Origin of the sequence: Arthrobacter sp. ov407 (assembly GCF_900102895.1) — a bacterium.
In the GTDB taxonomy this organism is placed as follows: domain Bacteria; phylum Actinomycetota; class Actinomycetes; order Actinomycetales; family Micrococcaceae; genus Arthrobacter.
In genome coordinates this window covers 256,431-278,824 of the sequence record NZ_FNGD01000003.1, presented here as the reverse complement: position 1 = coordinate 278,824, position 22,394 = coordinate 256,431, and the positions used below count along the sequence as shown (strand labels likewise).

Genomic DNA, 22,394 nt, shown 5'->3' with positions numbered 1-22,394 from the left:
GTTCCTTGGATTGGTGTAGCTCTTCTGCCCGGGCGCCGAACCCCTTTAGCAGCAGTTCCTCAACCACGGGGTTTGGCTCGGATACTGTATGGCCTGAGCCCTCACCCGTTGAATGCATATCATTGCCCCCACTCGCTCCGGCCCATGTCCACGCTGACGGCCCTATGCCAGAATACCGCGAACCACTCAGGAAAGCCTCGGCATTTCACAGTGTTAACCGGCGGCTGGGACCATTTGCCCTATCCGCCCTCAGCCCCGGCGGCGTACGATCGCCGCCATGAGTACTGATTCGAGCCCGGGCAGTCACGAGTCCAAGGACCAGACCCACGCCGTGGAAAACCTGGACCATCACGAATGCTGGCAGCTATTGCGCAGCGTCTCGGTCGGCAGGCTGGCGGTCTGGGTGGAAAATCACCCCGACATCTTCCCCATCAACTACAAAGTGGACCACGGCACGCTGGTTTTCCGGACCGCCGAGGGCACCAAGCTGCAGGCGGCCACCGGCGACACTCCGGTGGCGTTGGAGGCTGACGGCGTGGACGCGGACACCGGAGTCGCCTGGAGCGTTGTCGTCAAGGGCCAGGCCGCGCCGGTGCAGAACCCCCAGGAAGTCATGGACACGGTGGGCCTGTTGCTGTTCCCGTGGCAGGCCGGGCAAAAGGAACATTTCGTCCGGATCACGCCGGACACCGTCACCGGCCGGCGCTTCAAAGTGGTACCGCCGCAGACGTGGTGGACGCCGTTGGACGACTCCACCCGGTCCGGCCTCGAATAACTCCCCCAAAACACACCGGATGCGCTATCACGTAGGGCTGCTCTGAGGGTTCAGAGCAGCCCTATCTGATAGCGCAACGTGGAACGGGGCGGCGGTTTAGGCCAGGCGGGTGATCTCCACGCTGACGGTGAGGGCCGATCCCCCGCCGCCGGACAGGATGCCCTTGAGCGGCGGCACATCGCGGTAGTCGCGGCCCCGGGCCACGGTGACGTGGAAGTCCCCTGCCGGTTTGTGGTTGGTCGGGTCCCAGCTCCGCCAGTCGCCGTCCCACCACTCGAGCCATGCATGGGATTGGCCGGCGACCGTCTCGCCGAGGTCCGCCGTCGAACGGGGGTGAAGGTAGCCGGACACGTAGCGGGCCGGGATGCCGCAGCTGCGCAGTGAGCCGATGGCGAGGTGCGCCAGGTCCTGGCAGACACCCTGCCGCTGGTTCCAGGCCTGCTCGGCGTTTGTGGTGACGCCGGTGGAGCCCTTCATGTAGGTCATTTCGCCGCGCATCCAGGCAAAGACCGCCATGGCCGCCTCATGCGGCGTTTTTCCCTCCACAACTCCGGGAATGATGGCGAGCACTTCGGAGCCGGGACCCGTCAGCTGGGACTGCGGAATCCAGTCACTGAACTGGTTGAGCGTCTCCGGGGCGGCCAGGACGTCCCACCCGACGATGTCGGCCTCGGCCGCGATTTTCTCGACCCGGTGCACCTCAACGGTGGTGGTGGACAGGACTTCGAGGTGCTCATGCGGCATCTGCATGTCGAAAGCCGTCACGCGTGTGCCCCAGTAGTCGCGGTAGCTGCTCATGGCCGCCTGCGAGGGCGAAACCTTCATGGAGGACTCCAGTACCACCTGCTGCGGGTCCGTCAGCGGGGTCATCCGGGCCTCGTTGTAGGACAGGGTGACGCGTTTGTTGTACTTGTAGGCCGTCTTGTGGACGATGTTCAGCCGGGTCATGAAACTTCTCCCACCCAGGCCAGTTCGTCTGCCTGATTGAAGTACTTACGGGAAATAGCGTCCGAGGCCTGCGAAACGGCCTTTTGCACGCGCTCCATGTGCTCCGGCAGTTCCGACATGAGGTCATCAGTGCGGTGGAACTCCAGGAAGGTGCGGGCCTGGCCGACAATCCGGCGGGCGTCGTTGATGAAGCCGACGCGCTGGGCCGAGGGGTCGAGCTTCGCCAGGCACTCGTCAGCGTCGCGCAGGGCGTAGACGATGGACCGCGGGAACAGCCGGTCCAGGAGCAGGAATTCGGCCGCATGCTGGTCACCGAACGCCGCCCGGCGGGTCCGCAGGAAGGATTCGTACGCGCCGGCGCAGCGGAGCATGTTCACCCAGGACATGCCGGCCGAGAGGACATCGCGGGTGGAGAGCATGCGCGCGGTCATGTCGGCACGCTCCAGGGACCGGCCCAGGACCAGGAACTGCCAGCTCTCGTCGTGGCTGACGGTGGTGTCGGCCAGGCCGCTGACCATGGCCGTGCGCTCCAGGACCCAGTTGCAGAAGCGGTAGGTGCCCACCACGTCCTTGCGGTGCTGGTTGAGCCCGTAGTAGGTCGTGTTGAGGCTTTCCCAGAGGCCGGAGGAGACGGTCTCGCGGGCGCGGCGGGCGTTTTCCCGGGCCGCGCCGAGGGAGCCGGCAATGGACGTGGCACTCTGCTTGTCGTAGGCGAGGGCGTTGAGCAATTCGGGCAGGCCGAAATCCTCATTTTGCGCGCGGGCCCCCATGACGGCGAGGAGTTCCTGCGCCACGCTGCGCTGTTCCTCCATGGGCAGATGGTTGAGCCGCTCGAGGTGGACGTCGAGGATCCGTGCGGTGCCGTCGGCCCGTTCCACGTAGCGGCCGATCCAAAACAGTGACTCGGCAATACGGCTAAGCATTCGCGGTTACCTCCTGCGCGTCAGAAATCTGCTGCTGCTGTTGCTCTTTCTGGCTGTCGCGCCAGTTGCTCTCCACCGGCCAAACCGAAACCCGTTCGCGGACAGCGATGGTGGGCCGGGGGATCACTTCGACGGGAACCTGCGGGGAATCGGCCAGGACCCAGGTGTCCTTGGAGCCGCCACCCTGGCTGGAATTGACGATCAGCGAGCCTTCTTTGAGCGCCACACGGGTCAGTCCGCCGGGGAGAACCCAGACGTCCTCGCCGTCGTTGACGGCGAACGGGCGCAGGTCCACGTGCCGTGGGCCGAATTTGTCGCCGCTGAGCGTGGGCACTGTGGACAGCTGCAGCACGGGCTGGGCGATCCACCCGCGGGGGTCGGCGATGATCCGCTTGCGGAGGGCGTCGAGTTCGTCCCTGGACGCGTCCGGACCGATCACCAGGCCCTTGCCGCCCGAGCCGTCCACGGGCTTGACCACGAGCTCGTCCAGGCGGTCCAGGACATGCTCGCGGGCCTCCTTTTCTTCCAGCCGGAACGTGTCCACGTTGGCGATGAGGGGCTCTTCGTTCAGGTAGTAGCGGATGAGGTCGGGCACGTAGCTGTAGACCAGCTTGTCATCGGCGACGCCGTTGCCGACGGCGTTGGCGATCGTGACGCCGCCGGCGCGGGCAGCGTTGACCAGGCCGGGGCAGCCGAGCATGGAGTCGGCACGGAACTGCAGCGGGTCCAGGAATTCATCGTCGATCCGTTTGTAGATGACGTCCACACGCTGCTCGCCCGCCGTAGTGCGCATGTAGACCCGGTTGCCGCGGCAGATGAGGTCGCGGCCCTCGACGAGTTCGACACCCATCAGGCCCGCGAGCAGGGTGTGCTCGAAGTAGGCGCTGTTGAACACGCCGGGAGTCAGGACCACCACGGTGGGATCGTCGACGCCGGAGGGCGCCGTCTTTCGCAGGGCCGACAGGAGCCGGCGGGGGTACTCCTCGACCGGGCGGATGAGCTGCTGGCCGAACGCCTCGGGCAGGCCCTTGGCCATGGCCCGGCGGTTTTCGAGGACGTAGCTGACGCCGGAGGGTACCCGGACGTTGTCCTCCAGGACGCGGAAGGTGCCGGCTGCGTCGCGGACGACGTCGATTCCGGAAATGTGGACGCGGACGCCGCCGGCCGGCTCAAAGCCGTGCACTTGGCGGTGGAAGTGCGCGCTGGTCGTGACGAGCTGGCGCGGGATGACGCCGTCGGACACGACCGTCATCTTGTCGTAGACGTCGTTGAGGAAGGCTTCCAGGGCGCGCACGCGCTGGGCGACACCGCGTTCAAGGACGCTCCACTCATCGGCGGGGATCACCCGGGGGACGATGTCCAGGGGGAAGGGCCGCTCCTCGCCCGCGAAGTCGAACGTCACACCGCGGTCCAGGAAAGTCCGCGCCATGGAATCGGCGCGGGCGCTGACGTCAGCCAACGACAGCTCGCGAAGCGCCACGGCCACCTGCCCGTACGACTTCCGGGCCTGCTGGCCGGGGGCAAACATCTCGTCGTAGGCACCGGTTCGGCCGGCGGCCTCAGAGTAATCCTGGAATAGGTCAGACATGGTCACTAGCCAATCACTTTTTCGTTACGAAATCATTTCGACGGCTCGCGGCGCGGCGCACCCTGTGGTCCGCGGAGTGCGGGGCCCCTGCCGGGAATGCCGCGGTTAAGGTTTTTCCGGCCAGATACGGCAATGTAGGGGCGTGCCCCCCAAAAATTCCGCGGCCGCGGCCGCGCCAGGCCTGATCGGCGCCGCGGTGGCCGTTGCCGTCGCCGTCGCCGTCCATGTGCTGGTTCCGGCGCTGCCGGCGATGACCCTGGCCGTGCTCCTCGGGCTCCTGGCGGCAAACCTGCCCGGCGCGGCGGGGTGGACCGCAGGGCCGGCGCGTCCCGGGCTCGACTTCGCCGGCAAGCATCTCATGCGGGCCGGGATCGTGGTGCTGGGCCTGAAAGTCAGCCTCGGCGATGTGCTGGGCCTGGGCTGGGCTGCGCTGCTGCTCGTGACGGCCGTGGTGCTGGCCGCCTTCGCCGGCACGTACGGGATCAGCCGGCTCTTCCGGCTTCCTCCCCGCGTATCGCTGCTGGTGGCCACGGGATTCGCCATCTGCGGGGCATCCGCGATCGGGGCGATGGCCGCTGTGCGCAGAATCCGGCAGGAGGAGACCGTGCTCCCCGTGGCGCTCGTGACCCTATGTGGAACGCTGGCGATCGGTGTACTGCCCCTCCTCGCGCAGCCGCTGGGCCTCGGACCGGAGATCTTCGGGGCGTGGACCGGCGCCTCGGTGCACGACGTCGGGCAGGTGGTCGCCACCGCCCAGACCGCGGGCGCCGCAGCCCTAGCCGTCGCCGTCGTCGTCAAACTCACCCGGGTGATCCTGTTGGCTCCGATGGTCGCCGCCGCGGGCTTCCACCACCGGCTGGGCACCGCAGCCGACGGCGCCAAACGCCCGCCGGTGATCCCGCTGTTCGTCATCGGATTCGTGGCCCTGGCGGGCCTGCGCACCACCGGGTGGCTCTCCCCCGCAGCCCTCGACGCGGCCGCCGCACTCCAGGACGTGCTGCTGGGCATGGCGTTGTTCGGGCTGGGCTCCGCGGTCCGGGTGGGGCAGCTGCTGCACACCGGCGCACGCGCGCTGCTGGCCGCGCTGGCGTCCTGGCTGCTGATCGCCCTGCTGGGGCTGGCCGCCGCCTACCTGATGTTCCCGCCGGCGTGATCCGGGGCACACGCTGCCGTGATTAGATAGCTGGGTGTCAAACCAGAACTTGAGCCGCGACGAGGCCGCGGCCCGTGCCGCCATCATCACCACGCACAGCTACGACGTCTCCCTTGACGTCCGGCAGGCAGCCGACCCGAACGTCGCCGGCTACACGAGCCGCAGCGTCATCTCCTTCGCGGCGAGCGAACCCGGGGCATCGACTTTCGTGGATTTCATCGCGGACAGCGTGCACAGTGTCTTCCTCAACGGCAAGGGCCTCGCTCTCGCCGATGTCGTGGACGGTTCCCGGATCCGGCTCGAGAACCTGCAGCCGGAGAACCAGGTCACCATCACGGGGACAGCGCTCTACAGCACTTCCGGTGAGGGCATGCACCGCTTCGTCGACCCCGCCGATGGCCAGTGCTACCTCTACACGCAGTACGAACCCGCCGACGCCCGCCGGGTGTTCGCGAACTTCGAGCAACCCGACCTGAAGGCCGAGTTCACCTTCCACGTCATGGCCCCTTCCGACTGGCAGGTGTCCTCCAACGGCGCCGAGGTGCTGCGCACCCAGCTGACGACCGATCCCGCCACGAGCCGCTGGGATTTCGCCCCCACCAAGGCGATGTCCACCTACATCACCACCGTCCTGGCCGGACCCTACTTCAAGGCCGAGGACGCCTGGAACGGGACGCTGGGCGACGGCACGGTCCTGGATGTGCCTCTGGCGCTCTACTGCCGCGCCTCCATGGCCGCGTCCTTCGACGCCGAAGCACTGTTCCGCCTCACCAAGAACGGGCTGACCTTCTTCAACGAGCTCTTTGATTTCCCCTACCCGTGGGGCAAATACGAGCAGGCCTTCGTGCCCGAGTACAACCTCGGCGCCATGGAAAACCCGGGCCTGGTGACCTTCACCGAAAGCTACGTCTTTACCTCCCGGGCCGCTGATTCGCAATACCAGGCCCGGGCCAACACGCTCCTGCACGAGATGGCGCATATGTGGTTCGGCGACCTCGTCACGATGAAGTGGTGGGATGATTTGTGGCTCAAGGAATCCTTCGCCGACTACATGGGCACCCTCGGCGTGGACCGGACCACGGACTGGGACACGGCCTGGGTGAACTTCGCCAACAACCGCAAGTCGTGGGCCTATGTCCAGGACCAGCTGCCCACCACGCACCCCATCGTGGCCGACATCCCGGACCTGGAGGCCGCGAAGCAGAACTTCGACGGCATCACCTACGCCAAGGGCGCCTCGGTGCTCAAGCAGCTCGTGGCCTACGTCGGGTTCGAGGCCTTCATTACCGGGTCCCGCCAGTACTTCCGGGACCACGCCTACGGGAATACCACCCTCGCTGAGCTGCTGGCTGCACTTAGCGCGGCGTCCGGCCGCGACCTCGGCGAATGGGCCCGCCAATGGCTCCAGACTTCCGGCATCTCTACGCTCTCCAGTGAGATCACCCTTTCCAGCGAGATAGCAGGGCACGGGGACTCGCTCAGTTCCGTCGCCATCCTGCAGGACGCCGTGGATCCCGCCACCGGCAGGCAGGAGCCCCGGCCGCACCGGCTGCGGATCGGCCTCTACGACTTTGACGACGCCGGCGCACTGGTCCGCACGGACAGCGTCGAGACCGATGTCAGCGGCGCCCGGACTGACGTGACCGAACTGGCCGGCAAACCGCGGCCCGCCCTGCTCCTGGTCAACGACGACGACCTCAGCTACGCCAAGGTCCGGCTGGATCCGCACTCCGAGGCCACTGTGCGCGAATCCCTGGACAAGCTAAAGGACCCGATGGCTCGGGCGCTGTGCTGGACGGCGCTGTGGGACTCGGCCCGCGATGCTGTCACCCCGGCTTCCCTCTACGTCGACGCCGTTCAGCGCTTCGGCCCCGCCGAACCGGGAATCGGCGTCCTCCTCAACGTGCTGGGCAACGCCTCGACGGCTGTCGAACGGTACGTACCCCGCGGCCAGCGGGACGCCGTGCGCCGCGGCTTCCTCACCACGGCCGCCGAACAGCTGCAGGCGGCGGCGCCGGGTTCCGACCAGCAGTTGGCCTGGGCCCGAACCCTCGCCGCGACCAGCCGCTACGACGCCAGCCGGCTCGACCTGCTCCGGGGCATCCTGGACGGCAGCACCGTGATCGACGGTCTCGCGGTGGACGCCGAGCTGCGCTGGAATCTCTGGCATGCCCTGGCAGCGAACGGTCAGGCCTCACAGGAGCAGCTGGACCAGGAGCTCGCCCGGGACAACACGGCGGCAGGCAAGTCCGGGCACGCCACCGCCCTCGCCGCCCGCCCCGAGGCGTCCGTCAAAGCGGCAGCCTGGGAGGCCGCAGTCCACGGCACGGGGCTGTCCAACCAGCTCCTGAGCGCCACCATCGCCGGGTTCAACACCGGTGCGTCCTCGCTGCTGGCCGGGTTCATCGACCCGTACTTCGAGTCCCTCGAGCAGGTCTGGGCGGACCGGAGCATTGAGATCGCCAGCCGGATTGTCCGCGGCTGCTATCCCGCGGGACAGGACCTCGACGGCCACGGCGCAACGCCCGAGACCCACGCCGTGATTGTCCGCACCGACGACTGGCTGGCCGCGCACCCCAACGCGCCGCGCGCTTTGCGCCGGATCATCATCGAGCAGCGCAGCCACCTGCACCGTTCGCTGACGGCGCAGGCGCTGGGCGCCTAAGTCGGCCGGGGGCGCCGCCTGCCCAGGCACCGGAGGACGCCGGGACGATTCGGCACGGGTTGTTAAGGAGCTCGTGGTTAGGGAACCCGCAGTTAAGGAACGCGCAGTTAAGGAACCCGGTGCAGCCACTCCGCGGTGCCGAACTTGGACTCCACGCGCCGGCGGGCGGTTTCAAGCTCGGCGTCGGTGAGTACGGACGGTGCCGCGTGGTAGCGCTCGGCGAAGACGTCCATCATGGCTGCGACGATCTCGGCCCGGGCCATACCGGTCTGCCGGCGGAGCGGATCCACGCGTTTCTTGGCGCTCCGGGTGCCCTTGTCGGACAGCTTCTCCTTGCCGATCCGCAGCACCTCCACCATCTTCTCGGCGTCGATGTCGTAGCTCATGGTGACGTGGTGGAGCATCCCTCCGTTGGCGAGCCGCTTCTGCGCCGCCCCACCGATTTTGCCGTGCTCCGTGGCGATGTCGTTGAGAGGCACGTAGAAGGCGCTGATGCCGACTTTTTCCAGGGCTGCCATCACCCAGGCGTCCAGGAAACGGTAGGACTCCGCGAAGCTGATGCCGTCCACAAGGGTCTGCGGCAGGTAGAGCGAATAGGTGATGCAGTTCCCGGCCTCCATGAACATCGCTCCCCCGCCGCTGATCCGCCGGACCACGCTGATGCCGTGCCGGGCTACCCCCTCGGGGTGGAGTTCATTGCGGACGGACTGGAAGCTGCCGATCACCACGGACGGCTCCTCCCAGTCCCAGAACCGCAGGGTGGGATTGCGCCGCCCGGCGCCGACTTCCTCGGTCAGGACCTCATCCAAAGCGACGTTGACGTGGGTGGGCAGGACGGACGGGGCGATGATGTTCCAGTGGTGGTCCGCCCAGCCGGTAGCCTTCGCAAGGGCGCGGCGGACGGTGACCGCGACGGCGTCGGCGGAAAAACCGAACAGCACGGTGCCTTCGGGCAGGGCCGCCGTCACCGCGTCCGCGATGTCTGCTGCGCTTGTATCGACGGGCAGCCCGGTGAGGGCCCGGTTGATCTCCGGCAGCGCCTCGTCTGGTTCCAGGAAGAAGTCCCCGCTCAGCGAGACGTGGGTCAGCACGCCGTCCACGACGTCGAAATCGGCGACCACGAGTTTGCCACCCGGGACCTTGTACTCGCCGTGGTGGCGGCCGCCGCCGTCGTCGTCAGTGCTGGGAGCGGTGGCCACGGGATGGGATGTCATGACATCCATCCTGCCGCATGCATCCGGGAACCCGCGAAACCGGCAACCCCAGGAAACCAGAACGCCGGCAGAGATGCAGAAAGCCCGCACCGTTGCCGGTGCGGGCTTCCATCAGACCATGGGGAAGAAGCTTACTTCTTGCCGCCGAAGCCCTTGAAGCGAGCGTTGAAGCGCTCGACGCGGCCTGCGGAGTCCATGATGCGCTGCTTGCCCGTGTAGAACGGGTGCGACTCAGAGGAGATTTCGACGTCGATGACCGGGTAGGTGTTGCCGTCTTCCCACTCGATGGTCTTCTTGGAAGACACGGTGGACTTGGTCAGGAACTTGACGCCGGAAGCCAGGTCGTTGAAAACAACAGCTTCGTACTTCGGGTGAGTATTAGACTTCATAATTGGACCTTTGTTCGCACAACTGGATTTTGCCAGTTGCCAGGTATGAATGGGATGGCCGGCGGAAATCACCGGACGGCCAGCTATCAATGATAGCCGATAGCCGGAGCGCTGACGAACACCGTCGGCGCACGTCAGCGCGGGGCGGCGGTGCCGGCAGTAATGCTTGGCCCTAGTCCTTCGGGCGGAGTTCCCAGAACGCAACCGCCGACGCCGCGGCGACGTTGAGCGAATCGACGCCCGGGCGCATCGGGATCTTCACGGCGAGGTCGACGGCGGCCAAGGTTCCTGCGCTCATGCCCGCGCCTTCCGTGCCCAGCACCAGGGCCAGCCGCTCCGGGCGGCGGGCCGCGAGCACGTCGAGGTCCACCGCGTCTTCCGTGAGCTCCATGGCCGCCACGGTGAAGCCCTGCTCCTGGAGCTCGGCCAGGCCTCCCGCCCAGTCCTCCAGCCGGGCCCACGGCACCTGAAACACGGTCCCCATGCTGACCCGCACGCTGCGGCGGTAGAGCGGATCCCCGCAGCGCGGCGAGACCAGGACGGCGTCCACGCCCAGGGCCGCGGCCGAGCGGAAAATGGCCCCGACGTTCGTGTGGTCCACGATGTCCTCCAGCACGGCAACCCGGCGGGCTCCGGCGAGCAGATCCCCCAGCGGCACCGGGGCGGGCCGGTGCATGGCGGCCATGGCGCCGCGGTGCAGGTGGAAGCCGGTGATTTCCTCCAGCAGCGCCGCGGAGCCAATATAGGCCGGGACGTCCGGGTACTGCGCAAAGACATCCGCCAGGTCCTCGGCCCACTTCTCGGCAAGGAAGAAGGACCGCGGCCGGTGCCCTGCCGCCAGCGCCCGGCGCAGGACACGGGAGGACTCGGCGATGTAGAGGCCCTCGACCGGTTCCCGGACTTTGCGCAGGTGCACGTCGGTGAGCTGCGTGTAGTCGGAAACCCGCGGGTCGTCGGCGGATTCGAGAAAATGAAAGGTCATGGGCAGGTCATTTCCGAGGCTATTTGAAGTGATCGGAGTCTATTCGGGGCGGCTATTTGAACAGGTTGGCGATCATGAATCCCAGTGCCACCAGGCCCAGGGTGAAGATGACCCCGCGCAGGACCGCCGGGGAGAGCCGGCGCCCCACCTTGGAGCCAATCACGCCGCCGATCAGGGAGCTCACGGCGATCAGTCCGACCACATTCCAGTCGATCCGGTCGAAGGCGAACAAGAGGTAGGAGCAGGCGGCGATTACGTTCACGCCCAGGACCAGGAAGTTCTTCATCGCGTTGGCGTTCTGGATGGTCCCGGTCAAGAAGACGCCCAGGATGCCAACCAGGAGGATGCCCTGGGCCGCGACGAAGTAGCCGCCATAGACGCCGGCAAGGAACACCAGCACCAGGAGCAGGACACCGTGGCGGCGGTCCCGGATGGCGTGCTCAGGGTTTTCCTCGCGGTTCTTCACCCAGCGCTGGAGCCGCGGCTGGAAGACCACCATCAGCAGGGCCAGCACGATCAGGACGGGGGCGGCGTAGTAGAAGACCTTCTCGGGCAGGTGGAGCAGCAGGTAGGCGCCGGTGACGGCGCCCAACAGCGAGGCCGGCAGGAGCCGGAGCAGCTGCCGGCCGCGGCCTTCGAGCTCCTTCCGGTAGCCCCAGGCGCCGGTGGCGTTGCCGGCCACGAGCCCCATGGCGTTGCTGATGGAGGCGGTGACGGGGGCATAGCCCAGAGCGATCAGCACCGGGAACGTGACCAGGGTGCCGGATCCGACGACGCTGTTGATGGTGCCCGCCCACAGCCCGGCGAAGAAAATGAAGGCGCTATTGAGGAACTCCACGCGGGGTCAGCGGCCCCGTCAGTGGGTGGCGGTCGCGGTGTACCGGCCGGCGTTGACGGTGACGTCCAGCGGCAGGCCGAACGTTTCGCTCAGGTTTTCGGCCGTGAGGACTTCCGGCAGCGGACCGGAGGCCACCACGCCGCCGTCGCGCATGAGCATCGCGTGCGTGAATCCCGGCGGCACTTCTTCGAGGTGGTGGGTGACCAGGACGATCGCCGGGGCGGCGTCATCGCGGGCGAGTTCGCTCAGGCGCTGGACCAGGTCCTCGCGTCCGCCGAGGTCGAGCCCGGCGGCCGGCTCGTCCAGGAGGAGGAGCTCAGGATCGGTCATGAGAGCACGGGCGATCTGGACGCGCTTGCGCTCCCCCTCGGACAGCGAGGCGAAAGGGCGGTTAAGCAGCGGGCCCATCCCCCACTCGTTCAGCAGTCCAAAGGCGCGCCGTTCGTCGTTCTTCTCGTAGCCTTCGCGCCAGCGGCCGGTCACCCCGTACGCGGCGGTGACCACCACGTTGAGGACCTTCTCGTGCTCGGGGATCTGGCTGGCCAGCGCAGCGGAGGACAGTCCGATCCGGGGCCGGAGCTCGAAAACGTCGACGGCGCCGAGGACTTCCTCGAGGATGCCCGCCATTCCGGACGTCGGGTGGATCCGGGCCGCGGCCAGCTGGAGGAGTGTGGTCTTGCCGGCGCCGTTGGGTCCCAGAATCACCCAGCGTTCGCCTTCCTTGACCTGCCAGTCCACCTTGTCCAGGAGCGTCTTAGCCCCACGTACAACGCTGACCCCGGCCATTTCAAGAACATCACTCATAGGAGTAGACACTAGGACAAAAAAGCGGACGACTGATAACCGGCGCCGCGGGCTGCCGTGGAGCGTCACGCGGCGCCGGCCCGGGCGCAACGAATTCGGGCCGCCCAACGCCTGCTCGCTAGGATTGAGGCCATGAGTTCGAACGTGACCGCAGTGAGCTACGGCCTGAAACTGTCCCTTCCCGACATCCAGCGGCTGCGTTCGCTCCTCACGGCCGCGGGGCTGAGCGTCGGGGCCGAAACCCGCGCCGGCGACGCACGCTTCGAGGTGTATGCGGCGGACTGCGCACTGGAGGCCAAACTGGAGGCCGACCTGGACGGCGCGCTGGAGGCCGAAAGTGCCGCCGCGCCGGCTGCGATCGCGGCCCGGCTGGACGGGCCGCGCCATGTGCTGGCGGCCTCCGGTATCGACGGCGTCGACACGGCACTGGTTCCCGCAGCGCTGCGCAGCGCGCCGCGAAAATTCCTGATCATGGACGTGGACTCCACCCTCATCCAGCAGGAAGTGATCGAGCTCCTGGCCGCCTATGCCGGCAAGCGCGAGGAAGTGACGGCCGTGACCGAGGCGGCCATGCGCGGCGAGCTGGACTTCGCCCAGAGCCTGCACGCCCGGGTGGCTGTCCTGGCTGGACTGCCGGCGGACGTCGTCGAGAAGGTCCGAGCCGAAGTCAAACTGACCCAGGGCGCGGCCGAGCTTGTGGCGGCGTTCCAGGCCGCCGGCCATGCCGTGGCCGTGGTGTCCGGCGGGTTCAACCAGATCCTCCGGCCGATCGCCGAAGACCTCGGGCTGCACTACTGGATCGCCAACGAACTCGAAATCGTCGACGGCGCGCTGACCGGCAAGGTGCTCGGCGACGTGATCGACCGGGCGGCCAAGGAGAAGTACCTGCGCGAGTGGGCCGCTGCCGAAGGCATCCCGATGGAACACACGATTGCCGTGGGTGACGGCGCCAACGACCTCGACATGCTTGGCGCCGCCGGGATCGGCATCGCCTTCAACGCGAAGCCGGCCGTCCGTGCTGTCGCGGACGCCGCCGTCAACCTTCCCTATCTTGACGCCGTGCGGTACATCGCGGGGGTCTGATGCCTTAACCGCGAGATGGCACGCCGCGGCAACGTTTGGCTAAACATTGCTGACGTGCCATCTCGGCGCCGCTGGCGGCCTGCGCTCCTAGGAGCGCTTGTTGGCTGTCTTATCGAAATAGTCGGCGCCGCCGACGTATTCGGTGTGGCCGGTCTCGACGTCGGCCGTGGCCATCTTGGCGACCTCCGCGGCAAACTCCTTGACCGAGTACAGCCTGCCCGCTTCTGCACGGCGGGCCTCGATGGCGCCGGGGTTGGACCGGTCGAGCAGGGTTGCTGTAACGGTGCCCTCGATCATGTCGCCGGAGACGACCACGAGCGAGATCCCCTTGTCCGCCAGTGCCGGGACGAGTGCGCGGAGTGCGTCCTCGCCGGCACGCTTGCTGCGGGCAACGGGCTCGTAGTCGGGCATCGTGGGCACTGTGTCGATGAAGTGGGCTTGGTGGCTGGTCACGAAGACCACGCGCGAGCCTTCGGGCATGAGCGCAACGGCGGCGTTGAGCATGTTCACCTGGGCGTCACGGTTCAGCTTCAGCGCGTAGCCCTCTTCCATCCCGGTCTCCATGCCGCCGGAGGCGTTGAGGACCAGGAGGTCGAGCGAGCCGAAGTTCTCCATGGCGGCGCTGGCGAGGGCCTGGACGCCTTCCTGGGTGGTGAGGTCCGCCCCGATGGCCGCAGCACGGCCGCCGTCGGCTTCGATCTCCGCGACAACCTTGTTGGCGCGCGGCGCCTTCTGGCGGTAGTTCACGACGACGGCAGCGCCTTCGGCGGCCAGGATCTTGGCGACTTCGGCGCCGATTCCGCGCGACGAACCGGTCACGATCGCAGTCTTCTTTTCCAGCAGTCCCATACGAGCTCCTTTTGTTCCAAACGTCCAAACACTGTGGGTCTGCAATCCATCATGCCAGCGGATCGCGCCATTGCAGTTGTTCAGCATCGACAAAGAAGCCCCTGCGGCGTAGTTCCCGACGTGCCGTGACCGGAAGGCGCTTTGACTGGAACCGGCCGGCGGTTCGGTCAGCCGCGGTCGATCCGGATCTTCGTCGTCGCTTCGCCGGTCACAACCTTCGGAGCCGGTGCGCGGACTTCCAATACGCCGTCCTTGTAGGTGGCGGTGATGTCTTCTTCCCTCACCCCAGCGGGCAGCGCAATGCTCCGGGCGGCCCGGCCGTAGCGGAACTCCGAGCGGAAACCGTCCTTGCCCTTGTGCTCGGACGCTTCCCGCCGCTCCACTGCAATATTAAGCATGCCCTCGCCGACCGAGACGTCAACGTCCCGGTCCGGGTCGATACCCGGCACTTCCGCCCGAACCACCAGGGTGCTGCCCTCTTGGAACTGTTCGATCTTGATCCCTGGCGCTATGGACAGATCACCGTCAAGGAAGCGCCGGACCGGCTCCAGCATGTCCGAGGGCGTCCACTTGCTGAGATCACTCATGATTTTCCTCCTGCGGTCACGCCCCTGCCGCGGCATGGTCTGGGGCTGTGAGCCCATTACACGCTCCCGGCGCCCCGGCGCCAAGGGCAAAAAGGCCCAGCGCGGCCGGCAGCGGACGACGGCGGTAGCCGCCGTCGTCCGCTGTATCCCGGGCCAGTGGCCCGGCGTCGCCCGGGGCTAGTGGCCCATTCCGAGGCCGCCGTCGACCGGAATGACCGCACCCGAAATGTAGGACGCCTCGTCGCTGGCGATCCAGCGCACAACGTTGGCGACCTCGGAGGCCTCGGCGAAGCGGCCGGCGGGAACCTTGGTCAGGTAGTCCTTCTGCGTGGCCTCGGGCAGCTCGGCCGTCATGTCCGTGTTGATGAAGCCGGGCGCGACCACGTTCGCGGTGATCCCGCGCCCGCCGAGCTCGCGGGTGAGCGATCGGGCGATGCCCACCAGGCCTGCCTTCGAGGCAGAGTAGTTGATCTGGCCCGGAGCCCCGTACAGGCCGGAGACGGAGGAAATGAGCACGACGCGGCCTTTGCGCGCCCGGATCATGCCCTTGGACGCACGCTTGATGACCCGGAAGGCACCCGTGAGGTTCGTGTCGATCACCGAGGTGAAGTCGTCTTCGCTCATGCGCATCAGGAGGGTGTCCTTGGTGATGCCGGCGTTGGCCACGAGTACCTCCACAGGACCGTGGGCGGCTTCGACTTCCGCGAACGCAGCGTCAACCGAAGCTTCGTCGGTGACGTCCGCCTTGACGCCGAGAATGCCCTCGGGCAGGGACGATTCGCTGCGGAATGTCACCGCCACCTTGTCGCCGTTGGCAAGGAAAGACTCGGCAATGGCCAGGCCGATCCCCCGGTTTCCGCCGGTAATCAGAACGCTGCGGCCGATGGTGGGTGTGTCAGACATATGGGGCTCCGGGTTCTGCGGCAGGGAGGGCCGCGCTGGGGGCTGGATTTTTCCTGCCTCCGATCTTAGCGCCCGGTTCGCATCCGTTTGGGCGGCTCCGCCGATGGTGAGAGAATTGAAGTAAGCCTTGGGAGCGTGATCTGACAGCCGTGACACTCAAAAATCGACCCGGTGCACATGTGCCCGGGAGGCCGGACGCCGAGTCCGGCGATACCGAGGTGCACAGCATCACGGACGCCGCTGCGCCCCACTCGGACGAGATGCACCAGCGGATGGTCAAGTACGCCGTCGCCATGGGCATCCGCATGGTCTGCCTGATCCTGATTTTTGTCGTGGATGGCTGGTTCAAGCTCGTGCCGATTGCCGGCGCCGTCTTCCTGCCCTGGATTGCGGTGGTGATCGCCAACGGCAGCGACAAGGCGGAGATCCATAGCGATTCGCTCCTGGACTATGCGCCGCTCGCAGAACTGGACGCCGCGGCCGACCCGGCTGAGCAGTACCCGGCCGACGGCGGAGACGACTCCGGGCCGCTGCTGCAGGGCGAGCTGATCGATGATGAGAACGACGACGACGACGACCACGGACGGGCCGCTTCATGAACCTCTTTGACCTGGCCGGGACCGGTGGCGACACCGCCGCGGCCCCCGGTACCGTCTGCTCGCGGAAAGCCTGCCGCACGGCGGCGGAATGGCAGCTGCTGTGGAACAATCCCAAGATCCACACCCCGGAGCGGCGCAAGATCTGGCTGGCGTGCGGTGAACACCGGGCCTGGCTCGAGGACTACCTCCAGACGCGCGGACTGTGGAAAGAGACTTTGGCCCTTGGCGCTGAGACCGTCCACGTCTCCGCAGAGACCGCGCCCCTCGACCCGTCAGGCAGGATCGGCTGAATGTACCGCTTTCTCTTCTCCAGTAAATGGCTGGGGTACCTGTTGCTGGCCGCGATCTTCGCTGCGGGCTGCGTTGGACTGGGTCGGTGGCAGATGGACCGTCGCGCCGAAACCCTGGCGGAAATCAACCGCGTGGTCTCCAACTACTCCGCCGACCCCGTGCCGTTCGCCGATGTCCGGGACCAGTTCAGCCGGCTGAACCCGGAGCGCGAGTGGACCCAGGTGGACCTGAAGGGCAGCTACGACGTCGCCGGCCAGCGCATCGTCCGTAACCGCCCGCTCAACGGCCAGCCCGGCTACGAGGTGGTGGTTCCGTTCAAGCTCGTGTCCGGTGAAACCGTGGTGATTGACCGCGGCTGGCTGCCCATCGGCAACAACACTCCGGGCCGGCCCGACTCAGTGCCTGCGCCGCCCCAGGGTCCGGTGACAGTGGTTGCCCGCCTCAAGCCGGCCGAGCCCGCGCTGCAGCGCGGCGCCCCTGACGGCCAACTGGCCTCGATCGACCTCGCCGCCTATTCCGCGCAGCTGGGCTATCCGCTGCTCACGGGCGCCTACGGACAGCTGGCCTCCGAGTCGCCCGCGGTGAAGGACATGCCGTTCCCGTTCCCCAAGCCGTCCACCGATGAAGGTACCCACCTTTCCTACTCGCTGCAGTGGTTCGCGTTCGGCGTGCTGATGTTCGTCGGGTTCGGCTACGCGGCCCGGCAGCAGGCCCGCAACGCCGCGATTGACGCGGAGGACGCCGAAGCCGACGCAGCCGGCGGCGTGTTCCTGCATTCCAGCGGCCCGGCCGTGCGGCGCAGTCCCGCTCCGCGCAAGCGCAAGAACGCGACGGCGGAAGAAGAGGAAGACGCCATCCTCGACGCCCAGGGGTTCTGAGCGGTGAGCCCTGATGCCTTTCCCGGACCGGTCGCCAACGTCAAGCGGGCCCTCACCGCGCTGGGCGCGAAGGACACGGTGACAGTGTTCGACTCAAAAGTCCCGACCGCGGCCGCCGCGGCCGCCGCGCTGGGCTGCGACGTCGCGGCGATCACCAACAGCCTGGTGTTCGATCTCGGGGGCGCCCCGCTGCTGATCCTGGCCAGCGGGGCGGCCAAGGTGGACGTCCACAAGGTCGCCGGGCAGCTGGGCACGGGCAAGATCCGCCGCGCCTCCCCCGAGTTCGTCCTGGAACACACCGGCCAGGAAGTAGGCGGCGTAGCCCCGGTAGGCCACCCGGAGAAGATCCGGACGCTGTTGGACGAGTCCCTGGCAGTCCACCGTGTGCTGTGGGCCGGGGCAGGCGATCACAACTCGATGTTCTCCATCGGCTACGAAGACCTCCGGCGAATCACGGACGCAGAAGCGATGCCGGTCCGCTGACCGGTCTTACGCCAGCGTGATCAGGTCCAGGTAGTCTTCGTTCCAGTGGTCCTCTATGCCGTCGGGCAGCAGGACGACGCGCTCCGGGTTGAGCGCCTCGACGGCGCCCTCATCGTGGCTCACGAGGACGACGGCGCCGGTGTAGTTGCTCAGGGCCCCGAGGATCTCGGCGCGGCTGGCGGGGTCGAGGTTGTTGGTGGGCTCGTCGAGGAGCAGCACGTTCGCACTCGAGGCCACGATGGTGGCCAGCGCCAGCCGGGTCTTCTCGCCGCCGGACAGCACACCGGCGGGCTTTTCGACGTCGTCGCCGGAGAACAGGAACGAGCCCAGAATGTTGCGTACTTCCGCGTCGTTCATGTCCGGGGCGGAAGAGCGCATATTCTGCAGCACGGTGCGGTCCACGTCGAGCGTCTCGTGCTCCTGGGCGTAGTAGCCCACCTTCAGGCCGTGGCCCGCAACGACTTCGCCGGTGTCCGGCTTGTCGACGCCGGCCAGCATGCGCAGCAGGGTGGTCTTGCCAGCGCCGTTGAGGCCCAGGATGACCACCTTGGAGCCGCGGTCGATCGCGAGGTCGACGTCGGTGAAGATCTCCAGCGAGCCGTAGGACTTGCTGAGGCCGTCCGCTGTGAGCGGGGTCTTGCCGCAGGGTGACGGATCCGGGAAGCGCAAGGCTGCCACCTTGTCGTGTGCGCGCACGGCTTCGAGGCCGCCCAGCAGACGCTCGGCACGCTTGGCCATATTCTGCGCGGCGACGGCCTTGGTGGCCTTGGCGCGCATCTTGTTGGCCTGGTCGATGAGGACCTGGGCCTTTTTCTCCGCGTTGGCACGCTCACGCTTGCGGGCGCGTTCGTCCGTTTCGCGCTGGGTGAGGTAGCGCTTCCAGTCCATGTTGTAGAAGTCGATCTGGGCGCGGTTCGGATCCAGCAGGAAGACCTTGTTAACAGTCGCTTCGAGCAGTTCGGTGTCGTGGCTGATCACAATCAGGCCGCCCTGGTGGTTCTTGAGGAACTCACGGAGCCAGGAGATGGAATCGGCATCGAGGTGGTTGGTGGGCTCATCCAGGAGCATCGTTTCGGCATCCGAGTACAGGATGCGCGCGAGCTCCACGCGGCGCCGCTGTCCACCGGACAGGGTCTTGAGCGGCTGGTTCAGCAGCCGGTCCGGCAGGGCGAGGTTCGAGCAGATCGCTGCCGCCTCGGCTTCGGCCGCATAGCCGCCGGCGGCCAGGAACTCGGATTCCAGCCGGTCATAGCGGTTCATCGCTTTGCGCTGGACCGCGGCGTCCTCGCTGGCCATCTCTTCGTGGGCCAGGCGGAGCTTGCCCACGGCAATGTCCAGGCCGCGGACGGACAGGATCCGGTCCCGCGCGAGCTGCTCCATGTCCGGGGTGCGCGGATCCTGCGGCAGGTAGCCGATTTCGCCGCTGCGGGTTACCTTGCCCGCGGCGGGCAGGCCCTCGCCCGCGAGCACCCGGGTCAGCGTGGTCTTGCCTGCACCGTTACGGCCGACCAGACCGATTTTGTCTCCCTTGTCGATCCGGAAGCTCACCTGGTCCATGAGGAGGCGGGCGCCGGCGCGCAGTTCGAGATCCTGGACGGTAATCAATGCAGCTAAGGCCTTTCACAACAGGGAATGCCGCGGCACAACGGGTGGAGTCTGGGCGGGGCCGGGGCAGGGCGGTGCGAGAGCACGGCCTCTACAAGTCTACCGGCACCGCCCCTGCTCCCTGACATGGACCCATGTGGCAGCCGCCAGCCGCCCGCGCTCCCTTCACTGTCGTCTTTGGCGGCGCCCTCCAGCATCTGGGCCGCCGGTTAGTGGGGCGCCTACAAAATACCCGACCCGCCGCGACCGTACAGTCAATATCACGACACCGATATCCGCCGCAGCACCCGACAGGAACACCATGACGCAGACCGACCATCCCGCCACAGCCAGGACCCCGCGCCGCCGGGGACGCTGGAATGCCACCGACCTTGGCCTCATCGCCGTCTTTGCCGCCCTTGTGGCCGCTTCGGCGCTGATCGCCGCCATTCCCGTGGGCGGGCTCGGCGTGCCCATCACGCTGCAGACCCTCGCCGTCATGCTCACCGGTCTGGCCCTCGGCCCGGGCCGGGCCTTCGCCGCCGTCGGCCTCTACCTGCTCCTGGGCTTCGCAGGCCTGCCGATCTTCAGCGGCGGCCGCAGCGGGCTGGGCGTCCTCGCCGGACCCTCCGCCGGCTACATCATCGGGTTCCTGCTGGCCGCCACGGCCGTCGGCTGGCTGACCGTCGTCGTGCTCGCGCGCACCGCCAACCGCAAAGGCAGGCTGCGTGCCATCCTCCTGTTCGCCGCAGCCATGGTGAGCAGCATCGTCTTCATCCACGGCCTGGGCATCCTGGGCATGATGGTCAACGCCAAGCTGGACTTCTCCAAAGCCTTCCTGGCCGATCTGGTGTTTTACCCCGGTGACATCATCAAGAACATCCTGGCCGTAAGCATCGCCTTGGCCCTGCACAAGGCCTTCCCGGACCTGCTGCTGCGCCGCGTTCGGACGGTTGACACCCGCCCGTGAGCAGCATCGTCCTGGACCGCGTGACGGTGCGGGTGCCGGTTGACGGCCGCCCGGCACCCAAGACGCTGCTCCGGGAACTTTCGCTGGACCTCACGGAACGGCGGATCGGGGTGATCGGGGCTAACGGCTCCGGCAAGTCCACCCTCCTGCGGCTCCTGAACGGGCTCGTGGCACCCAGCGAGGGCACGGTGCGGGTAGACGGCGCCGATACCGTCCGCTCGGTCCGGGAGGTCCGCCGGCGCGTGGGGTTTGTCTTCACGGATCCGCTCTCCCAGCTCGTGATGCCCACCGGGCGCGAGGATGTTGAACTGTCCCTGCGGCGCTCCATCCGCAACGCCACCGAGCGCCGGGCCCACGCGGAGTCAGTCCTGGAACGGTTCGGCCTCCTGCCGCTGGCGGACCAGAGCATCTATGAGCTCTCCGGCGGCGAACGCCAGCTCCTGGCGCTGGCCGCCGTCCTAGCCGTCGATCCGGAGGTACTGGTCCTCGACGAGCCGTCCACACTGCTGGACCTCCGCAACCGCGAACTCCTGCGACGCACGCTGGCCGGACTCCGCCAGCAGGTGATTCTGTCCACCCACGACCTCGAGCTCGCCCGGGACATGGACCGCGTCCTGGTGGTGGACGACGGGAAGGTGGTGTTCGACGGCGAACCGGCGGCCGCCGTCGCGCACTACCGTGCCCTCAGCACTGCAGGCCTGCCTGCACCGGGCGGCGGGCTGGCCGGCGGCGGGCTTGAGCGGGCCGTGCCCGAGCAGGCCCGGCTGGAGCAGCCGTGAGCGGCCACGGCTTCCTCCTCGCAACGTACGCGCCGGGCTCGTCCTTGATCCACCGGACGCCGCTGTGGCTGAAGTTCCTGCTGGTGGTTGGTTGCGGAATGGCGTCTTTCCTGGTCGCCGACTGGGCCGTTTCGGCCGTCGTGTTGGCGCTGCTGTGCGGGCTGTTCCTGCTCAGCGGGGCAGGTCCAGCCAGGCTGCTTCGCGCAGTGCGCCCGGTCCTGCCCGTACTCCTGGCGATCGGCCTCTTCCAGTGGTGGCAGCTGGGCGCACCGACCGCGGCCCGGATCGTGCTGAACGTCCTGGTCTGCGTTGTCGCCGCCTCAATCCTGACCGCCACCACCCCGGTGCAGGCGCTGCTCGACGGTGTGGCGTCCCTGGCCCGGCCGTTCCGGCGCTTCGGTGCGGACCCGGAACGCTTCGCCCTGACCATTGCCATCATGCTCCGCAGCATCCCGTTCGTTGTCGGGGCCTACATGGACGTGCGCGATTCTGCCCGGGCCCGCGGGCTCGAACGCAACCCGCGGGCCCTTGTGCTGCCCGTCTTCATCAGCACGGTGGCCTTCGCCCGGCAGACCGGCGAAGCCCTCGCCGCCCGTGGACTGGGTGAGCCGGAGGACCCGGAGGACTAGCCCTTGGGTGCCTGGGCCCGGCCCCCTGCACTGGACATGCCCTGCCTTGGCCGCAGCCAGTGGACATATGGCCGCCATGCCCACTCCCCGTGCTAAAGAATGGGCATATCCCATTCAGGTTGCCCGCGGACGAGCTGCCCCTCCGATTCGAAAATTGGGCATGCCCTCCGTTGACCGTAGCCAGTGGACATGTGGCCCATATGCCCACTCCTCGCGCCCAAGAATGGACATGTCCCGTTCCAACGCCAGGTACGGACATGTCCCTTCCCCGGTGCCAGGGCAGGGGAGGACATGCCCATGTCCCCAGCGGGCAAATGGGCATGTCCTCCCCTGCCCGTGAACTGCTCCCCGGAAGTTGGACTGAGAAATTCAGTTCCGACTCCCGGGGAGCAGTTTTATGCATGTACGTAGTCCGTTATCCGAAGAGCAGCGCGAGGCCGCTGTAGCGTGGTTTGAGAAGGGCATCGCGGATAAAGCGGC

At 67.4% G+C, this 22,394-nt stretch carries 23 protein-coding genes; 11 read left to right on the top strand and 12 right to left on the bottom strand.

The window, feature by feature from the left end; all coding sequences use genetic code 11:
* Nucleotides 1-277 precede the first annotated feature (277 nt).
* Nucleotides 278-775 carry a pyridoxamine 5'-phosphate oxidase family protein gene (locus tag BLS42_RS05780; RefSeq protein WP_090577851.1) on the top strand — a complete coding sequence of 166 codons (498 nt, stop codon included), beginning with the start codon at nucleotides 278-280 and terminating at the stop codon, nucleotides 773-775.
* 96 nt (nucleotides 776-871) lie between these two features.
* Here the strand turns inward: BLS42_RS05780 and BLS42_RS05775 are convergent, their stop codons facing one another.
* From BLS42_RS05775 to BLS42_RS05765, 3 genes are read right to left on the bottom strand one after another with little or no spacing between them, the layout of a single operon-like run.
* A complete protein-coding gene (locus BLS42_RS05775) occupies nucleotides 872-1,723 on the bottom strand; it encodes a transglutaminase family protein (RefSeq protein WP_090577848.1) in 852 nt (283 codons plus the stop codon).
* Nucleotides 1,720-2,646, bottom strand: coding sequence for an alpha-E domain-containing protein (locus tag BLS42_RS05770; protein WP_090577845.1), 927 nt, complete (start codon nucleotides 2,644-2,646; stop codon nucleotides 1,720-1,722). The genes BLS42_RS05775 and BLS42_RS05770 overlap by 4 nt, the downstream gene beginning before the upstream one ends.
* The gene (locus BLS42_RS05765; protein ID WP_090577992.1) at nucleotides 2,639-4,234 is read right to left on the bottom strand and encodes a circularly permuted type 2 ATP-grasp protein; all 1,596 of its coding nucleotides are present in this window, start codon (nucleotides 4,232-4,234) and stop codon (nucleotides 2,639-2,641) included. Before BLS42_RS05765 ends, BLS42_RS05770 begins: the two co-directional genes overlap by 8 nt.
* Nucleotides 4,235-4,376: 142 nt before the next feature.
* Between BLS42_RS05765 and BLS42_RS05760 the strand changes: the two genes are divergently transcribed.
* On the top strand, nucleotides 4,377-5,387 hold the full coding sequence (locus tag BLS42_RS05760) for a YeiH family protein (RefSeq protein WP_090577840.1): 1,011 nt from the start codon (nucleotides 4,377-4,379) through the stop codon (nucleotides 5,385-5,387).
* 34 nt (nucleotides 5,388-5,421) lie between these two features.
* A complete protein-coding gene (gene pepN / locus BLS42_RS05755) occupies nucleotides 5,422-8,052 on the top strand; it encodes an aminopeptidase N (RefSeq protein WP_090577837.1) in 2,631 nt (876 codons plus the stop codon).
* Between the two features lie 107 nt (nucleotides 8,053-8,159).
* Here the strand turns inward: pepN and BLS42_RS05750 are convergent, their stop codons facing one another.
* The 5 genes from BLS42_RS05750 to BLS42_RS05730 form a co-directional block, all read right to left on the bottom strand.
* Nucleotides 8,160-9,266 (bottom strand): lipoate-protein ligase LplAB, encoded by a 1,107-nt coding sequence (locus BLS42_RS05750; RefSeq protein ID WP_090577834.1) that lies wholly within the window; start codon nucleotides 9,264-9,266, stop codon nucleotides 8,160-8,162.
* Nucleotides 9,267-9,397: 131 nt separating this feature from the next.
* Nucleotides 9,398-9,655 carry a type B 50S ribosomal protein L31 gene (locus BLS42_RS05745; RefSeq protein ID WP_011691973.1) on the bottom strand — a complete coding sequence of 86 codons (258 nt, stop codon included), beginning with the start codon at nucleotides 9,653-9,655 and terminating at the stop codon, nucleotides 9,398-9,400.
* A 172-nt stretch (nucleotides 9,656-9,827) separates the two neighbouring features.
* On the bottom strand, nucleotides 9,828-10,637 hold the full coding sequence (locus tag BLS42_RS05740; protein ID WP_090577831.1) for a TrmH family RNA methyltransferase: 810 nt from the start codon (nucleotides 10,635-10,637) through the stop codon (nucleotides 9,828-9,830).
* A 52-nt stretch (nucleotides 10,638-10,689) separates the two neighbouring features.
* Complete coding sequence (locus BLS42_RS05735) at nucleotides 10,690-11,475, bottom strand: sulfite exporter TauE/SafE family protein (RefSeq protein ID WP_090577828.1); 786 nt, start codon at nucleotides 11,473-11,475, stop codon at nucleotides 10,690-10,692.
* An 18-nt stretch (nucleotides 11,476-11,493) separates the two neighbouring features.
* Nucleotides 11,494-12,279: an ABC transporter ATP-binding protein gene (locus tag BLS42_RS05730; RefSeq protein ID WP_090577825.1), complete on the bottom strand. Its 786-nt coding sequence runs from the start codon at nucleotides 12,277-12,279 to the stop codon at nucleotides 11,494-11,496.
* Nucleotides 12,280-12,411: 132 nt separating this feature from the next.
* On the opposite strand from BLS42_RS05730, the gene serB reads away from it, so the two are divergent.
* A complete protein-coding gene (gene serB / locus BLS42_RS05725; protein ID WP_090577823.1) occupies nucleotides 12,412-13,362 on the top strand; it encodes a phosphoserine phosphatase SerB in 951 nt (316 codons plus the stop codon).
* 87 nt (nucleotides 13,363-13,449) lie between these two features.
* On the opposite strand, the gene BLS42_RS05720 is transcribed toward serB, so the two are convergent.
* The 3 genes from BLS42_RS05720 to BLS42_RS05710 form a co-directional block, all read right to left on the bottom strand.
* A complete protein-coding gene (locus tag BLS42_RS05720) occupies nucleotides 13,450-14,211 on the bottom strand; it encodes an SDR family oxidoreductase (protein WP_090577820.1) in 762 nt (253 codons plus the stop codon).
* 167 nt (nucleotides 14,212-14,378) lie between these two features.
* Nucleotides 14,379-14,798, bottom strand: a complete 420-nt coding sequence (locus tag BLS42_RS05715; RefSeq protein ID WP_090577817.1) for an Hsp20/alpha crystallin family protein — start codon at nucleotides 14,796-14,798, stop codon at nucleotides 14,379-14,381.
* Nucleotides 14,799-14,975: 177 nt separating this feature from the next.
* Complete coding sequence (locus tag BLS42_RS05710; protein WP_090577814.1) at nucleotides 14,976-15,701, bottom strand: beta-ketoacyl-ACP reductase; 726 nt, start codon at nucleotides 15,699-15,701, stop codon at nucleotides 14,976-14,978.
* Between the two features lie 149 nt (nucleotides 15,702-15,850).
* Here BLS42_RS05710 and BLS42_RS05705 point away from each other — a divergent pair, with 149 nt between their 5' ends.
* Genes BLS42_RS05705 through BLS42_RS05690 form a run of 4 tightly spaced genes read left to right on the top strand, consistent with a single transcriptional unit; the run spans nucleotide 15,851 to nucleotide 17,952 of the window.
* A complete protein-coding gene (locus BLS42_RS05705) occupies nucleotides 15,851-16,300 on the top strand; it encodes a DUF3099 domain-containing protein (RefSeq protein WP_090577812.1) in 450 nt (149 codons plus the stop codon).
* Complete coding sequence (locus tag BLS42_RS05700; protein WP_090577809.1) at nucleotides 16,297-16,590, top strand: hypothetical protein; 294 nt, start codon at nucleotides 16,297-16,299, stop codon at nucleotides 16,588-16,590. Before BLS42_RS05705 ends, BLS42_RS05700 begins: the two co-directional genes overlap by 4 nt.
* Nucleotides 16,591-17,469 (top strand): SURF1 family cytochrome oxidase biogenesis protein, encoded by an 879-nt coding sequence (locus BLS42_RS05695; protein WP_090577806.1) that lies wholly within the window; start codon nucleotides 16,591-16,593, stop codon nucleotides 17,467-17,469.
* A 3-nt stretch (nucleotides 17,470-17,472) separates the two neighbouring features.
* Nucleotides 17,473-17,952 (top strand): YbaK/EbsC family protein, encoded by a 480-nt coding sequence (locus BLS42_RS05690; RefSeq protein WP_090577803.1) that lies wholly within the window; start codon nucleotides 17,473-17,475, stop codon nucleotides 17,950-17,952.
* A gap of 6 nt (nucleotides 17,953-17,958) precedes the next feature.
* On the opposite strand, the gene BLS42_RS05685 is transcribed toward BLS42_RS05690, so the two are convergent.
* On the bottom strand, nucleotides 17,959-19,557 hold the full coding sequence (locus tag BLS42_RS05685; protein ID WP_090577799.1) for an ABC-F family ATP-binding cassette domain-containing protein: 1,599 nt from the start codon (nucleotides 19,555-19,557) through the stop codon (nucleotides 17,959-17,961).
* 301 nt (nucleotides 19,558-19,858) lie between these two features.
* Between BLS42_RS05685 and BLS42_RS05680 the strand changes: the two genes are divergently transcribed.
* From BLS42_RS05680 to BLS42_RS05670, 3 genes are read left to right on the top strand one after another with little or no spacing between them, the layout of a single operon-like run.
* Nucleotides 19,859-20,506: a biotin transporter BioY gene (locus tag BLS42_RS05680; RefSeq protein WP_090577795.1), complete on the top strand. Its 648-nt coding sequence runs from the start codon at nucleotides 19,859-19,861 to the stop codon at nucleotides 20,504-20,506.
* A complete protein-coding gene (locus BLS42_RS05675; RefSeq protein WP_090577792.1) occupies nucleotides 20,503-21,285 on the top strand; it encodes an energy-coupling factor ABC transporter ATP-binding protein in 783 nt (260 codons plus the stop codon). The genes BLS42_RS05680 and BLS42_RS05675 overlap by 4 nt, the downstream gene beginning before the upstream one ends.
* Nucleotides 21,282-21,914, top strand: coding sequence for an energy-coupling factor transporter transmembrane component T family protein (locus tag BLS42_RS05670; protein WP_090577789.1), 633 nt, complete (start codon nucleotides 21,282-21,284; stop codon nucleotides 21,912-21,914). Before BLS42_RS05675 ends, BLS42_RS05670 begins: the two co-directional genes overlap by 4 nt.
* Nucleotides 21,915-22,394: the final 480 nt, after the last annotated feature.